Origin of the sequence: Ilumatobacter coccineus YM16-304, assembly GCF_000348785.1 — a bacterium.
Classification (GTDB): domain Bacteria; phylum Actinomycetota; class Acidimicrobiia; order Acidimicrobiales; family Ilumatobacteraceae; genus Ilumatobacter_A; species Ilumatobacter_A coccineus.
On the sequence record NC_020520.1, the window covers coordinates 3,393,614 to 3,406,997 of the forward strand.

General features: G+C 64.1%; 18 protein-coding genes. 3 read left to right on the forward strand and 15 right to left on the reverse strand.

What is annotated here, in order from left to right:
• Positions 1–34 precede the first annotated feature (34 nt).
• Genes YM304_RS15240 through YM304_RS25775 form a run of 6 tightly spaced genes read right to left on the reverse strand, consistent with a single transcriptional unit; the run spans position 35 to position 2,253 of the window.
• Positions 35–709, reverse strand: coding sequence for a phage scaffolding protein (locus tag YM304_RS15240; RefSeq protein WP_015442597.1), 675 nt, complete (start codon positions 707–709; stop codon positions 35–37).
• Complete coding sequence (locus YM304_RS15245; protein WP_015442598.1) at positions 706–1,257, reverse strand: hypothetical protein; 552 nt, start codon at positions 1,255–1,257, stop codon at positions 706–708. Before YM304_RS15245 ends, YM304_RS15240 begins: the two co-directional genes overlap by 4 nt.
• Complete coding sequence (locus YM304_RS24815) at positions 1,254–1,424, reverse strand: hypothetical protein (protein WP_015442599.1); 171 nt, start codon at positions 1,422–1,424, stop codon at positions 1,254–1,256. Before YM304_RS24815 ends, YM304_RS15245 begins: the two co-directional genes overlap by 4 nt.
• Before the next feature lie 25 nt (positions 1,425–1,449).
• Positions 1,450–1,893 (reverse strand): hypothetical protein, encoded by a 444-nt coding sequence (locus tag YM304_RS15250; protein ID WP_015442600.1) that lies wholly within the window; start codon positions 1,891–1,893, stop codon positions 1,450–1,452.
• Complete coding sequence (locus tag YM304_RS15255; protein WP_015442601.1) at positions 1,890–2,084, reverse strand: hypothetical protein; 195 nt, start codon at positions 2,082–2,084, stop codon at positions 1,890–1,892. The genes YM304_RS15250 and YM304_RS15255 overlap by 4 nt, the downstream gene beginning before the upstream one ends.
• Positions 2,068–2,253, reverse strand: a complete 186-nt coding sequence (locus YM304_RS25775) for a plasmid mobilization protein (protein WP_015442602.1) — start codon at positions 2,251–2,253, stop codon at positions 2,068–2,070. Before YM304_RS25775 ends, YM304_RS15255 begins: the two co-directional genes overlap by 17 nt.
• Positions 2,254–2,459: 206 nt before the next feature.
• Here YM304_RS25775 and YM304_RS15260 point away from each other — a divergent pair, with 206 nt between their 5' ends.
• The gene (locus tag YM304_RS15260; RefSeq protein ID WP_162142082.1) at positions 2,460–2,888 is read left to right on the forward strand and encodes a hypothetical protein; all 429 of its coding nucleotides are present in this window, start codon (positions 2,460–2,462) and stop codon (positions 2,886–2,888) included.
• A gap of 186 nt (positions 2,889–3,074) precedes the next feature.
• Positions 3,075–3,326 carry a hypothetical protein gene (locus YM304_RS15265; RefSeq protein WP_041298351.1) on the forward strand — a complete coding sequence of 84 codons (252 nt, stop codon included), beginning with the start codon at positions 3,075–3,077 and terminating at the stop codon, positions 3,324–3,326.
• Between the two features lie 19 nt (positions 3,327–3,345).
• Here YM304_RS15265 and YM304_RS15270 read toward each other — a convergent pair whose 3' ends face one another.
• The 9 genes from YM304_RS15270 to YM304_RS15310 all read right to left on the reverse strand — a co-directional run bounded on the left by YM304_RS15270 (position 3,346) and on the right by YM304_RS15310 (position 12,210).
• The gene (locus YM304_RS15270; RefSeq protein WP_015442605.1) at positions 3,346–4,518 is read right to left on the reverse strand and encodes a tyrosine-type recombinase/integrase; all 1,173 of its coding nucleotides are present in this window, start codon (positions 4,516–4,518) and stop codon (positions 3,346–3,348) included.
• On the reverse strand, positions 4,515–5,237 hold the full coding sequence (locus tag YM304_RS15275) for a recombinase family protein (RefSeq protein WP_231897655.1): 723 nt from the start codon (positions 5,235–5,237) through the stop codon (positions 4,515–4,517). The genes YM304_RS15270 and YM304_RS15275 overlap by 4 nt, the downstream gene beginning before the upstream one ends.
• Positions 5,237–5,494 carry a WhiB family transcriptional regulator gene (locus YM304_RS25780; protein WP_041298352.1) on the reverse strand — a complete coding sequence of 86 codons (258 nt, stop codon included), beginning with the start codon at positions 5,492–5,494 and terminating at the stop codon, positions 5,237–5,239. Before YM304_RS25780 ends, YM304_RS15275 begins: the two co-directional genes overlap by 1 nt.
• Positions 5,491–6,051 (reverse strand): hypothetical protein, encoded by a 561-nt coding sequence (locus YM304_RS15285; RefSeq protein ID WP_015442607.1) that lies wholly within the window; start codon positions 6,049–6,051, stop codon positions 5,491–5,493. The genes YM304_RS25780 and YM304_RS15285 overlap by 4 nt, the downstream gene beginning before the upstream one ends.
• Before the next feature lie 325 nt (positions 6,052–6,376).
• Positions 6,377–8,530, reverse strand: coding sequence for a DUF3854 domain-containing protein (locus YM304_RS15290; protein WP_231897656.1), 2,154 nt, complete (start codon positions 8,528–8,530; stop codon positions 6,377–6,379).
• Positions 8,531–8,724: 194 nt separating this feature from the next.
• Positions 8,725–8,919, reverse strand: coding sequence for a hypothetical protein (locus tag YM304_RS15295; protein ID WP_041298353.1), 195 nt, complete (start codon positions 8,917–8,919; stop codon positions 8,725–8,727).
• Between the two features lie 505 nt (positions 8,920–9,424).
• The gene (locus YM304_RS15300; protein WP_041298354.1) at positions 9,425–10,486 is read right to left on the reverse strand and encodes a glycosyltransferase family 87 protein; all 1,062 of its coding nucleotides are present in this window, start codon (positions 10,484–10,486) and stop codon (positions 9,425–9,427) included.
• Between the two features lie 322 nt (positions 10,487–10,808).
• The gene (locus YM304_RS15305; protein ID WP_015442611.1) at positions 10,809–11,732 is read right to left on the reverse strand and encodes a diacylglycerol/lipid kinase family protein; all 924 of its coding nucleotides are present in this window, start codon (positions 11,730–11,732) and stop codon (positions 10,809–10,811) included.
• A gap of 10 nt (positions 11,733–11,742) precedes the next feature.
• Positions 11,743–12,210, reverse strand: coding sequence for a hypothetical protein (locus tag YM304_RS15310; RefSeq protein ID WP_015442612.1), 468 nt, complete (start codon positions 12,208–12,210; stop codon positions 11,743–11,745).
• Positions 12,211–12,266: 56 nt separating this feature from the next.
• Here YM304_RS15310 and YM304_RS22770 point away from each other — a divergent pair, with 56 nt between their 5' ends.
• Positions 12,267–13,244, forward strand: a complete 978-nt coding sequence (locus YM304_RS22770; protein WP_015442613.1) for a methyltransferase domain-containing protein — start codon at positions 12,267–12,269, stop codon at positions 13,242–13,244.
• Positions 13,245–13,384 lie beyond the last annotated feature (140 nt).

A 13,384-nucleotide genomic window follows, 5' to 3' on the forward strand; every position in this document is an offset into this window, starting at 1 on the left:
CGAGTCGCCGCCCGCATGGGGAATCCCGTCTGGACTACCTCGGCCGGGTGCGAGCCAACGCCGGGAACTTGGCGTCGAGCTGGCTCCGCGGTGTCGAGCTGGAGTTGACTCGTCGTCCGTTGCTTGGTGATCCGCCTTGCTTCGACCCCGGCACGTCGGTTGTGCGGCCTCGGGCGTCGTCGGTCGGGTCGCCGAACAGGTGTGGGTAGCTCTGCTTGAGCTGCTTCACCGCAGCGTCAACGCCGGTCGTGGTGCCGCTGTCGTCGGTGCTGATGAGTGAGAGGTCAGCGAGCTTCCAGGCTGCGTCGAGATCGTCCACGTCGGTGGCTGCGAGTCGAAAGAAGTCGGCGCGTTGGTTGGCCTCGTTGATGGCTGCGATACCGGGGGCTGCGTCGAGTTGGCGTTGAAGCTCGTCGGCTCGCTCGGTTGCCTCCTTGGCCTTGAGCCGCTGTTTCTTGGCGTCCTCGGCATGGCGCTTGGCCGCTGGGTTGCCGATGACCTCGGGATCGTCCTCGTCAGGGTCGTCCGCATCGCTATGTGGGTCGTCGTCTCCCTCGTCCGACGAACCCTCGGCACCGTCAGCGCCATCTGAGCCTTCTGTGTCGCTCTGCTCGTCGTCAGCGTCCTCGTCACGCGCTGCGGTCGACGGGATCAGCGCGACGGGCAGAGCGTCGTACACGAAACGAGCGACGGGTGTTCGTTGCTTCATCGTTGGGCCTCGGCTTCCTCGATGAGACCAAATGGGTCGGGGTCCCCCAACCGCATGTAGTCGTGGGCGGCGATCAGTGCGTCGTCTCGGTTCTCGTAGCGATCGAACGCGTCGGCCATGCGCTGTTGGGTGTGCTCGTCGTCGGCCACCTCCACGTAGAAGTCGCCTGCGTAGTTCTCGAGATGGATCGGTACGTCGGGATCGTCCAGGGCGGTGGCGAGAACCGGGCGCAGACTCTCGACGGTGTGCCGGACCTCCTCAGAGAATGATGCGCAGAGCTGATCAACGGTTGGTGGCATTTCGTGGTGCTGTAGCCAGCGCCATGCGTGCTCGGGCATCGACTTCGCCAGCTCGGCCACGTAGCCGGGATGGTCGAACACCGGCAGCAGCGGTTGCTGGTTCTGCTGGTGCTGGTCGGATGCGTAGCGGTGGCTATTGAGGAACCCGTCCAGCCTGATCTCGCTGCGCAGCTTCTCGATCTTGGCGTCCTGTTCTGCGAGGCGCTTGCGAGCTGCGATCAGATCGGCTTCGTTGTCGTCGGTGCTCATGCGTTCTCCAATGCGGTGATGCGGGCCTCGGCGTCGGTGAGCTGCGTTTGCAGGTTCCGCAGGAGGACCATGACGGGTTGGGGCACGTTGGCCTCGCTGATGCGAGTGAAATACGTATCTGTGTTTTCGGTGGTCTGCTCGGAGGCGAGCACGTTCGGAGCGGTCATGTCCGTGGTGTCCTTTCGGTGGTGGTCAGAATGAGAAGTTGTGGAGCAGGCGGGCTGCTGGGAACCGTGCGGCCATGGCTTCGGCGTGGGCGATCGGGTCGGCCTCGATGGCGTCGATCGCGTCGGCCTTTGCCGTGAGGGTTTCGCCGGCGGTGCGTGAGCGTCGGACCTGTGAGCGCAGTTGTTCCAGTCGGGCGGCTGCGTCGGTGTCGCTGATGCGTCCGCTGCGGATGTCGTCGGTGAGCTGGCGCGCTTCGTCGCGGGTGGTGGCGAGTGTTTCGCTGATGGCTCGGGCTGCGGGTACGTGTTCGTCGGTCATGCGATCGACTGCGGCCATGCCACGGTCGCGCATCTCGGCCTCGGCCGATGCGATCTCACTCGTCCACTGCTTGCGAGCCTCGGGCGTCAGTGTCGGGGTGTAGTCGTCGAGAACTTGTCGTGCGTCAGCGACGGTGCGAGCAGGCATCATGCACCCCGCTTTCCAAGCTCGGGGAACTTGGCGAGGTCGGACCGCTCAGGGTTGCGAGCAGTGCGGCGGCGGATGCGTTCCTCGGCTTGGGCCAAGGCGTCGTCGGCGTCGTTGATTGCCGCCGTGGCCTCGTCGGAGATTGCGGCTTGCGCTTCGATCTGTCGGCGGATGGGGTCACTTCGTGTTGGCATGTTGGTTCTCCTGGTGGTCGTAGATGTCGAGAGCGCCCACGACCAGTTCGCGGATGAACTGCGACACGCTGAGTCCGCAGGCGGCTGCGGCGGCGTCGATCTGGGCGCGTTGGCGTCGGCTGACGCGTACGTCGATCCGTTCTTGGAATATGGGTGTGGGTCCTGGCATCTGTTTGTGCAACAAGTTGTTGGGTATCTCGTCGCACAAATAGTGCAGAATGCTCGTCCTCGATGCCAGTCATTGCAACTTTCAATTACGCAATGGCATGTATCGAGACATGACAGTTCGATCCATCGCGAGTGCTTCGTTTCCGGTTGTGTTCCGTTCGCACCGATCGTCTCGAAATGTGTAGCGGATTCTGTTTCATGAAGTACATGAGCAACAAGCAGAGCACCACCACCATCACCGTCAAGGGCGTCGAAGTCAGCGCCGACGAGATCACCAAGCTGCGAGACGACGAACAGAATTCGTGGGCCAAGGTCGCTGACGCCCTCGGCATCGGTTCACCCGGCACCGCACGACGCGCCTACACAGCGCTCGTTCGCCCGCACACCGAGTCCCGTCTCAAGTCGGGCGGCGGTCGCAACGGTTCGGGCCTCGTGCCGGTGTTGCTCAACGGCCTCGACCTCGCAGGCGTTCGCAAGGCCATCGTTGGCAAGACGATCTCGGTTCAGCGTCAGGGCGACAAGGTGGAGACGATCCCGGTCGCCAAGGTCACGTCCGTCAAGAATGAGACGGTGAATTTCAACGACGGCTCTAAGTCCCGCAGCGTCAAGGCAGACAAGGTGCTGGCCGCCAAGTGAGCGCGCTCCGCAGACTCGCCCACCGCCTTCGCACGATCTGGCGTCAGCGCGTGCGCCGACGATCCGGCCGGTTCGATGCTGACAACGATCCGGTGTTCAAACGACTCGACTGACCGCAACGGCCCGCCCTCCGATCAACTCGGGGAGCGGGCCGTTTCTCTTGTCAGTCAGTAGCGTTTGGTCGCTATGGGGCTTCTCAAGTTCACCTCGGACGGCAACCTGCGGCAGCTCATTGTCGACCGACTCTCAAGCGGCGAGGAACTGCCGAAGGCGGTTGTGTCTCTCACCAAGGGTTGGGCGGGTGTCGGCATCACGAAAGTCAAGAGCGTGCAGAGCTTCGGGCCGCACGACCTCTCCCCGACGGAGTTCGGATACAAGACGATCGTGTGGGTTGGGCGGGTAGCAATCAACATTCGGAACAAGTCGAAGGGCTCGTAAACGCCGGTATGCGCGCCGTTCAACGCAGCGGGATCACGTTGTCGGTGCCTGTCGATTGAACGCTGTCGGTGGGGATCAGTGCATCGAGCTTGGCCGGGATCGCCTTCCTACGATCCTCGGTGGCGTGCTGGTACCTGATCGCAGCGTCGGGGTTCACGTGGCCGATCTGCTCCATCAGCTCTCGGGTCGTCGCGCCCGACTGCGCGAGCAACGTCGCTGCCGCATGACGCAAGTCGTGGAACCGGATCGGCGGGAGATCGAGCGACTTCTGCGCCTTGAGCCAAACCTGCCGGCGAAAGTTCTCACGTCGGACGTACGGCGTCTTGGTCCGGCTCCGCTGAGTCGCCGGGAACAACAACCCGTCGGGTCCAGGGTCGGCGTAGGTCGCCAGGTGCAGAGCAAGCGCCTGCCGCACCACAGCGGGCACATACACGTCTCTCACGGCTGCGTCGGTCTTCCCTCGCTCCTGTAGGTACATCTCCCCATCGGCGGTTTCGGCGACGGTCTGGCGGACACTGACGGTCGATGCGTCGAGATCGACCCAACGTCTCGTGAGTCCGATGCACTCGCCCCACCGCAACCCGCCGAACCCTGCGATCAAGATGAGCGCTCGGTAGCGGTGCGGCACCTCGTCGGCCAAAGCCAGCACATCGTCTGGACTCGGGCAGTAGAACCGCTTGGGGTTCTCCTTCTTGAAGTTGACGTGGCACGGGTTGCTTCGGATCAGTCCGTCATCGACCGCCACCGACATGACCTTGTGCAGCAGCGTGTACGTCTTCACCACCGTCGCACGCGCCAACGGCTTGCCAGTCTTCTTCGACGGCGTGTTGCGCATCTCGCCGACCCAAGCGCGCACGTCGGCGCTATTGATCTGACCGAGCGGCACGTCATGCCAGCACGCCAGACGACCGTCGAGCATCCGTCGATACATCGCCTTCGTGGTGCGCTCAAGGTCCTCGCTCTCGACCCATGACGACGCGTACTCGCCGAACAAAGTCCGGCCCTTCTTCGGGTCGATCCAGTCGCCGGTCACAACCTCCGCTCGCCGCAGATCTCGAAACCGCTCGGCTTCACTCTTGGTTGCGAACTTGCCGTAGGTCGTGGTCTTGCCGTTGACCTTCATCACGACCTTGTAGCGACGGACTCCGGCCTTGGTCGTGTAGCTGCCGATGCCGTTCTTCACTGCGCTCATGCCGCTGCCTCCTGACGGCGCTCGTGACTCTTGAGAACTGCTCGGACCGTGCTGGCGTGCCAGCGCTCGCCGCCGTGAGCGGTCGGCGTGCCGTCGTCGTTGAGTCGGTCGGCAATCGATGCGTACGTGCATCCCACCGCTCGCCAGGCGGCACACGTCGCCACGAGATCGTCGTTCAGAACCCTCGGGCGACCGAGCTGCACACCCTGCCTTCGTAGCTCCGCAAGCGCGTCCGTGGTCCGCTGGCTGATCAACCGCCTTTCGTATTGGGCGAACGACGCGAGGACGTTCGAGAGCATTTCTCCGGCGGGGGTGCTCATGTCCACGCCGAGATCGAGCGCGATCACGGCCCAGCCCTCGGAGCGCGCCGTCTCCATGAGCGATGCGAAGTCCATCAGTGACCTGCTGAGTCGATCGAGCTTGCTGACCACGAGCGCGTCGGCCTCACCGCTACGCAGCGAGTCGAGAGCTGCGAGCAACGCCGGACGCTTCAAGTTGGACGCTGTGTAGCCGTCGTCCGTGGCGTAGGTGACGATCCAGCCTCGGTGCTCGGCCTGCTGCTCGATCGTTGTTCGCTGAGCTGCAATTCCTAGACCACCGCGAGCTTGCTCATCGGTCGACACCCGCAAATAGACTATGACGTTTCTTAGTGTATTTGCTTCCATGGCGCGCATGTTGCGCGACCTCGGCAGAGAAAACAACAGTAAGTCGGATTTCATCACGACGCCATTCCTTGATCAATCGGTTGGTCATCTGTCTTGAAATACGATCGTTCGCGCGCTGTCGTCCCTGCCCAAATGCCGGCGGTGGGGATGCCGAGATATCGAATCTGCGACTCGTTCAGGCACTCAATCGATACTGAGCACGACGCGCAGACTGCTTTCGCCTCGACGTTCGACTCGCCGCGCTCGGGGAAGAACAACGAGGGACTCAGACCTCGACAGGCAGCCCGTCGCCGCCACTCGTCGCCGCTCATGACTTGGCTCTCTTGGGCTTGACGGGCGTCTTCTTCTTCGGTGTCTGCTCGGGCTCGTCGTCGTGCCACCACTCGCGTTCACCAGGCTGGCGGGGGATCGTTCTCGCCGTGGTGTCGATGACGCCCGTCTCATCGGGCAGCGCCACAATCCCGGCCGTGATCGCCGCCTCCCAAGCGGCAGGTTCTCCCGCCTCGGTGATGCGTTCCAGGACGTGGGCAGCCGACGCTGCACCGATGGAGTAGCGCAGGATCATTTCGCACGCTTGCACCTGGCCGGGTTTCGCCGGCTCGCCGTCGCCACGTGCGATGCGTGCAAGCTCGTGGATGGCGGGCAGCACGTGCTCGGCCAACGCACGGTCGGCCTCGACGAACAGTCGAGCTTTCAACTCGTGATAGATGTTCGCCGGGTAGACGACGGGATCGCGTCCACCCCAGTTTCCGTTCTTGTCTCGTTGTCGACCGCGGATCAGCTCATCGAGCGCCCACGTCGACAGGTCGACCTCACCGTTGATGATGGCCGTGTTCTTCCGACCGAGACTGACGTTGCGACGCGTCATCGCGAACCTCCCTGTTGTTCTTCGCTACGCAGAAGGCGAGACGGCGGGTGGCCCAAGTCGCCGTTACCCCAGCCGTTACCCGTTGGTGACCCCTGTCGGCCACAGAAGAGGCCATCTACCAGGGCTTTGTTACCCCTGTTACCCCCGTTACCCCATTTGCTAGAGATATAGATAGAGAGACACACGACTCCCTGCCAGACACGCCGCATCGCCACCCGTATGTACGTCGGCGGCGAGGGGTCACATGGGTCACCGGGGTAACGGATTCGGTCGTCTACCAGGGCAAACGCCCCGACCGAGGGGTAACGGAGGGGTAACCAGCGGGTCACGAGCCGACCTCCTCAAGTCGGTATCGCCATCGGTTCTGGTACTTGTCGTCCGATCGGACAAGGCGTCGACCATCGGCGTACGAGCCAGTCTCGCCCTTGAGGAAGTTGCCTACCTTGGTATTGAGCGAGTGGCCGGGGCGACCGTGATTGTCGAACAGCGCTGCTGACTCGTCGTCTTTGCCGATGAGTGCGACGACATCGCCAGCCGTGAACCAGTTGTCGCGATGGACCTCCGAGACGGCGCAGAACACGACCTCGCGCCGGTTCGCTGCCTCGTCGCTCTTGGAGTGCTGGTCGATGTTGCCGAGGAACCCACCGATCCCTGCGACTGCGAGAATCCCGCCGATCACGTCTCGGTATCGCTCGAAGCTGCCGAACGCCGGGACGCTCGGCGGTGGCGCCGGTCGGCCTCGTGCGAGCCATGCCGTCACGAGAACGCACAAGGCGTGGAGTAGGTCCGCTCGACCTTCTCCGATGGCCCATGCGGGCAACTCACGACGCCAGCCGGTGCGGTCCATCGGCCGCTCCATCCCGGCGTCGAGATTGATCGGCAGAACGCGACGGGCCAAGTCCCACACGAACCGCAACGCATTGCCCGTGATGACCCACGTGGCGCGGTTGGCAACGGTGACGGTCCGCGTCTCTCCGAGAATTCGGCCGGTCCAGACCATCGTGGTGAGAGCCGCTTGAAGCGCCGGATAGTTCACCTCGCGATCAGCGTTGTCGAACATGACCAGCTCGTGCCCCTCGACCAACACGGCCGTGATCTGCTTCGACATCTCTTCGTTGCTCGACGGTGGCGCGCCTAGACCCTCGCCCACTGATCCGAGCGCAGGTGCAAGAGTCGATGCGGCCAACTTGGTCTTGCCAGTGCCCGCACCGCCGCCAGGGGCACCGATGCCGTGCAGGGGAGTCGGGCCGTCGATCAGATCGCGCACGAGCGGCAACAGCGCAAGAGCAACTGCATGAGCACGATCAGCCTCAGCGACAAATGGGAACTGTCCGAGCAAGTCGCCGGTGATCAGCTCGACCGCGCTGTCGATCTCGGATCGCGAAGGGTGTGCAATCGGTCCGATCGTCACGAGCTCATTCGGCAGGTACAGCGTTCGGCTCGATGCGTGGTAGCCGGGCTTCACCCTCAGCGTGCCATCCGGCGCGAACGTCGGCCCTCTCGTCACCCGATCGAGTTGCGGGAACCGCCACCTGTCTGCGTTGTGCAGCACGGCCTTCGCGAGCCGCTGACTCGGATGGTCCGGCACCGGTCCGCCCTTGACCGTCTTGGTTGAATCTACGGACCGACCGATCAACACCTCAAGGCGCAAGTGACTGACCTCTCGCACACTGTCGGCGTCGACCTCAATGAGCGCGCCTCGGTTGAACAGAGCGGGCGGATCGTTCTGCACTTGCAGACCGAGCGTCAGCGTGTCGACGGCTTGCTCAAAATCGCCGTCGTTCCTCACGGTGAGACGCGGCACCCGCTGGTGCAGCGACAAGGCGTCGACGGTGCCGCCTCGTGCGAAGTAGTCGTCCAGCCCAGTCTTCGACGGCTCGCCGAAGATGTCCTCCGGTGCAGCAAGCTCCGGTAGCTCGATCCATCTCACCGACGCGCCTCGGGATGCCAGGTGCACTGTGAGCCGCTGCAAGGCGTCGCGGACCGTGGGCTTGGTCATCACGTCGCTGTCGAACGCGATGAACACGGGTCGCCCGTCGAGCGGGATCGAGTCGAGATCGGTCAGCGCCTCCGGTCCGAGGTCAACGCCGGGTGCGGTCACGCACAACAGCCCGCGACTTGCGGCAGAGTCTGCCTTCTTGGCTCCCTCGGTCCAGTAGAGAACGGTGCTTGGGTCGTCTAGCAAGTGGCGAGAGAGCGGCGGACAGTCGAGACGATTCGCGAACCCGTCGCGAGACTCGTACTTGATGACCTTCGGCTCGCTGCCCTCGCGCTCGATGACTCGGGGCTTCTCCGGCCGGAACTGATACCCGACGTCACCTGCGCCCGCCACGACACCGTGCGTCGGGATCAACAGACCGGGTACAAGCTCCGCTTGTCGAGCAGAGAATCCAAGCTCGTCCAGCCGACCACGATCGGTCACCCATTCGTAGCCCCGAGCATCCGCAACGAAGGGGCCGATGTCAGAGCTGGCCAGCATGTCGGTCACGGCCGGGTGGAACTCGATCGACCGTCCCGGTCGGTAGCCACGGCTCCACATCTCGGCTGGCGACATGACTCGCGTCGGCACCGAGGGTTCTGTACGGTCAATCTCGCTCCCGTAGCGAGCAACGTTGCTGGTTGCGGTCGGATTGCCTTTGCCCGGTGATCCGGCCGCGCGGGATCGTCGCCGCCTCACGATGCGGGCCTCACGGTGTTCTGAGCGATCCACCGATCAATGTCGGCGGGCCAGAAGAACATCGGCGCTCGTGGCGATGTCTGGATGTACGGCACCTCGTGCTTGAGGTGGCGGCGGATTCGGTCCTCCGACAAGAACGGATAGCGCTCGTGGACCTGTGCCACGCTGAGCGGGGTGTTCTGGGTTGTCACGGGTATCTCCTGTGTCGGAGACGCCCACGAGGAACCCGATGCGGGGAGCGACTCCAACACCGATCAATCGGTGGTGTGATTGCTCAACCCGTTTTCTCCGACACTCGCAGCGTGCTGCGAGCCGATGAACCCGTGCCGTCCGCCTCGATGAAACGAGCGACGGTCTTAGCTACGTCCGGTATATCTGCTCGGTGCCCTCGTGCCAACGAGCGAGCCTCAAACTACACCAATGTCGGCCGCTTGCAACCAACCTGATGCAACAAACTTGAGCGCGTGTGTTGCATGCAGCACAGCGGTGCTCTCACAGGCGATTTGACCTCACCGGTTGCACCACGGTTGCAATTGAGCGATTGGAACCCGAACGCCGACCGTCGATCAGGCCATCTACCAGGGGAAACGAGGGAGCAAAGTGCCCTGGACCACATCTTCTCTCTGGTACTGGGCACAGTATCCGACCCGTCTTCGCGCTGTCGACTGCGATTCGCGGAAGTGGCGCCCCACTCCGTCACACAACGATGATCGGGTGCTCACCGACGCCGGGCTCGAGCGACGCCCCCGGCGTCGACCGCATCGGGAGGGCGATGAGTTCGTAGATCAGCCACGACGCAATGAGAAAGGTGGGAGCTCCAATGACTTCGCGAACCCACGACCACTCGCCCACGAACCCGTACTGGGCGTCGTTCGCGACCGCTGTCCAGAGGTAGCCAGCCTGAGCGAGTCCATACCAACACGAATAGAGCGCGAGTGCAGCGCGCTGTCGCGTCGGGATCGTCGCTGCCTCGGCGACCCAGAGGGCCAACAACAGCATGACGACGACCACGAACTGTTGGTGACCGACCTTGTAGAAGTTGAACGTTGCGATCATGGCCGTGGCGCTCGCGACGACCGGATCCACGCGGTACCGAAACGCCCACACCGAGATCGCCAGAATGCTGACGACGATCAACGGCACGCTCAGCCAACTCACGTCCAGATCCGACGAGCCGATCGGACGGTACCGCCCATCGAGGTACCGAAAGATCGACATGAGTTTGGGACCTCGCTGGGCGCCGAACGACAACGGTTCGGTCACGCTTCGAGGACCCCACATGAGGGCACTGAGGCCGAAGCCGACCGCGGTGCTGGCACCGACGGCCACGAGAAACCGAACGGACTTCACGACGTGGGCTCGCCGTCCGGCTCGGCAGCCCGATGCCACCAGCACCGGAACGAGAACCGCCGGAAACAGCTTGAGCAACACGCCGATCGCCAGGCAGACGCCTGCCGCTGCGGGGCGATCCCGTCGCCACAGCACGACCGCTCCGAGGGAGATCGCTCCGACCACGACGTCGAAAAGGCCGAAGACGGCAACCGAGATGGCGGTCAGCGGGTTCACCACCAGCATGAGGGCGACCGCGACTGCTCGCGTCGTCGACCGGCGCGTGGCTCTCGCCATGAGGATCGCCGCTGTCACGACCCAGGTGATGACGAACAGATACTTGGGCCCGAGTTCGTCGATTCGAGCCGGGGCAGCGAAGAGATTGAAGACCGGTCCGTAGGCGTACGGTTGCGATTCCCACGGACTCACTCCCCCGTTCGTCGCCCGCCAACTCACCGTGAAGTCGATGTAGTCATGACGGAGACCGCTCCGATGAGCGATACAGATCGCTACAGCGAGCAACGCGACTCCGACGGCAACGACCAATCTCGTCGGGTGGCCGCGAAAACCCCGTGAGACGACGTGAGTTCGGAACCCGAGTTGCGACCTAGTGCCCGGTGGTTCCGTCGACGGACCCGAGCCAGTGAGATTGTTCAGCGTGCCATTCCTCGTCGTGCGTCAGCGACCACCGCGCCGCGACCGAAGACCTTACCGTCGCCATGTCCGTCCGATCCTGAACGGTCCGGAGGTGTCAGCCACGAGGAGGGCGGTGGTACACCTCGAGTGCGGACGGGCGAACACGGTGTCGCAGAATTCGCGTATGAGCGCTCACGTCACCATCGAGTTGCACCGCCTCCGCCCGAACCCACTCGACATCGACTGCTGCCCCGCGAGTTCGCAGCACGTCGGCGGGATCGACCGCCCGACCGGCGATGAGCCGGATCACGACGGTGAGAAACCGTCGGAGCGTCGAACACGAAACGACGAGCACATCGAGCAATCCATCGTCGGGCTCGGCATCGGGCGCGACGTCGAGGTCTGCGGTCACTCGCTGACCGAAGTTCATGACGATCGCGCTCATCGCCCTGCCGGTGAACCACAACTCTCCGTCGACGTGCACCGACAGTTGGCGGGGCTGGGAACGGCGCAGCCGCTTGAGACCCGCGGTGGCGAATCTGAGGCGCCCGAATCGGGCGTGGCTGTGGTCGTCAGCATCCTCGATCACCGCAGCGTCGAAGCCGCTGCTCGCGTTGAGCAGAAACGGGCTGCTGGTTGACCCTCCGTTGTCTGCGTCGGTGGTCACGTCGCCGACGTCGATGGAGCGGACGTCCCCCGCCTTCAGCGCCTCGACGGTGAAGGCGAACGAATCGAGACCGGTCAACTGCGACAACAAATTGACCGTCCCGGCCGGAGCAACCGCCAGCGGGGTCGATGAGCCCATGAGTCCCTGAGCCACGAGGTTGACGGTTCCATCGCCCCCGATCGCCACGACCGCACGCGCTCCCTGAGATGCTGCATCTCGGGCAATCGACGTCACACCGGCGGCATCATCAGATCGCACCACGTCGATCACCGAACTCAAGCCCCCGTCGTGCAATGCACCGACGACCTCTGCAGTGGTCGATTCGTCACGGTGTGCAATCACCACGATGCGATCGCTGAAGCCGTCAGCCATCGTCTCTCCCTTAGTCGTCGATCACGTCGTCGAGCGGGGCTTGCGGGCCGACGGCGCCGATGGCCTCGAAGTACTGCAGGTGCGCCTCGACGACGTTGACCGCGTCGACGTCGTCGAGCAGGTCGACGTCGTTGCGCTCCGACTCACCGATCAGGTAGGCGGTGAGGCTGTCTTCGGTCACCACGACCGTGTCGGTGATGTCTTGCGGGCGATCGACGACCTTGTCGGGCTGCAATCCCTGGCTGTGCAACCACTGCATGTGGAACGCGAGTAGCTGCTCGACCTCGCCCGGTGTGAGCCGTGCCTGACTCTCGACCGGCAGCCGATCGCACACGAAGTCGACGGCCTCGTCGAGGGCGTACACCGCCCGCGGCGCGACGGCGTCGAGACGATGCGCCTCTCGCCCGATCGTGACGGCAGCGATCACGAACACGCCCAGGGCAGCAACGACGGCGAAGACGATGGTGATCAGATCCACACTCGGAGTCTACGAACCCGAACTGTCGGTCGAAGCGGCGGGTACAGTCGCGCCCGATGCATGCCAGTTCACACGAAATGATGGGTGAGTTCGTCGAGGTCCACCTCGCCGACCACCGCGGCACGCCCTTGGAGATCATCGACTTCGGCGCACAGATGATCGGCGCCGAGTCGCTCTCGTACCGCTCCCATCTCGACGACCCGGCGTGGACCTACCGCGGCGTCGACATCGTCGAAGGACGCGGCGTCGACATCGTGCTCGCCGACCCGTACCGATGGGCCGAACTCCCGAGCGAGTCGATCGACCTGTTCGTGTCGGGTCAGGCGTTCGAACACATCGAACACTTCTGGGTCACGATCTTCGAAGTCGTCCGCGTGCTCAAGCCCGGCGGCATCACCGCCATCATCGCTCCGTCGAGCGGCCACGAACACCGCTTCCCCGTCGACTGCTGGCGCTTCTACCCAGACGGGTTCGCGGCGCTCGCCCGCTACGCGCAGTGCGAGGTCGTCGAGTCGTTCACCGACTGGGGCAACGGCGAGTGGGGCGACACCATCCTCGTGCTCCGCAAACCCGAGTGGTCAGACAGCGAGCGCGAGCGCTTCGACCACCGAGCCGGCCTGCAACGGCTCATGCTCTCCGACCAGTCGATCACCGCCGCCCGCATCACCGACGAGTGGCAGTTCCAACCACAGTCGAGTTCCGCTCCGTCGAGCCCGCTCGCCAGCGTGTCGGCCGGTGCGCTCACGACGCGCCTCACCGCTCGACGCGACCGCCGAGTGGCCACCGACATCGGCATCGCCGAACACGCCGAACAAGAGCGCCGCCACCACCTCGCCGGCCTCGAAGAGCGAGCGACCGGCCTCGCCCACGAGAACGCGCAGTTACGCGAACAACTCGCGGCCGCACAGCAGGCTGCCGAGAGCGCCACCGGGTCGACCGTGGCCCAGACGTACGGCACGGTCCGCGCGAAGATCGCCGACCTCGCCGGCGACCAGGGCCGAGCCCTCTACAAGAAGCTCCGCGGCCGCCCCTGACCCAGCCCGGGTGTTTCCGTCACCCGGGTGATTCGAGACCCCCTGTGGGCAGCGAAACACCCGGGTCACGCAAACACCCGAACCGTTCGCCGGCTCTGGGCGCAACCGTACCGAACATCACCATTCGGGTGTTTCGAGAC

What these genes read in the sequence shown, in the direction of transcription:
- YM304_RS15240 (WP_015442597.1), bottom strand. Translation starts at nt 709, where the DNA reads ATGAAGCAACGAACACCCGTCGCTCGTTTCGTGTACGACGCTCTGCCC.
- YM304_RS15245 (WP_015442598.1), bottom strand. Translation starts at nt 1,257, where the DNA reads ATGAGCACCGACGACAACGAAGCCGATCTGATCGCAGCTCGCAAGCGC.
- YM304_RS24815 (WP_015442599.1), bottom strand. Translation starts at nt 1,424, where the DNA reads ATGACCGCTCCGAACGTGCTCGCCTCCGAGCAGACCACCGAAAACACA.
- YM304_RS15250 (WP_015442600.1), bottom strand. Translation starts at nt 1,893, where the DNA reads ATGATGCCTGCTCGCACCGTCGCTGACGCACGACAAGTTCTCGACGAC.
- YM304_RS15255 (WP_015442601.1), bottom strand. Translation starts at nt 2,084, where the DNA reads ATGCCAACACGAAGTGACCCCATCCGCCGACAGATCGAAGCGCAAGCC.
- YM304_RS25775 (WP_015442602.1), bottom strand. Translation starts at nt 2,253, where the DNA reads ATGCCAGGACCCACACCCATATTCCAAGAACGGATCGACGTACGCGTC.
- YM304_RS15260 (WP_162142082.1), top strand. Translation starts at nt 2,460, where the DNA reads ATGAGCAACAAGCAGAGCACCACCACCATCACCGTCAAGGGCGTCGAA.
- YM304_RS15265 (WP_041298351.1), top strand. Translation starts at nt 3,075, where the DNA reads ATGGGGCTTCTCAAGTTCACCTCGGACGGCAACCTGCGGCAGCTCATT.
- YM304_RS15270 (WP_015442605.1), bottom strand. Translation starts at nt 4,518, where the DNA reads ATGAGCGCAGTGAAGAACGGCATCGGCAGCTACACGACCAAGGCCGGA.
- YM304_RS15275 (WP_231897655.1), bottom strand. Translation starts at nt 5,237, where the DNA reads ATGAAATCCGACTTACTGTTGTTTTCTCTGCCGAGGTCGCGCAACATG.
- YM304_RS25780 (WP_041298352.1), bottom strand. Translation starts at nt 5,494, where the DNA reads ATGAGCGGCGACGAGTGGCGGCGACGGGCTGCCTGTCGAGGTCTGAGT.
- YM304_RS15285 (WP_015442607.1), bottom strand. Translation starts at nt 6,051, where the DNA reads ATGACGCGTCGCAACGTCAGTCTCGGTCGGAAGAACACGGCCATCATC.
- YM304_RS15290 (WP_231897656.1), bottom strand. Translation starts at nt 8,530, where the DNA reads ATGCTGGCCAGCTCTGACATCGGCCCCTTCGTTGCGGATGCTCGGGGC.
- YM304_RS15305 (WP_015442611.1), bottom strand. Translation starts at nt 11,732, where the DNA reads ATGGCTGACGGCTTCAGCGATCGCATCGTGGTGATTGCACACCGTGAC.
- YM304_RS22770 (WP_015442613.1), top strand. Translation starts at nt 12,267, where the DNA reads ATGCATGCCAGTTCACACGAAATGATGGGTGAGTTCGTCGAGGTCCAC.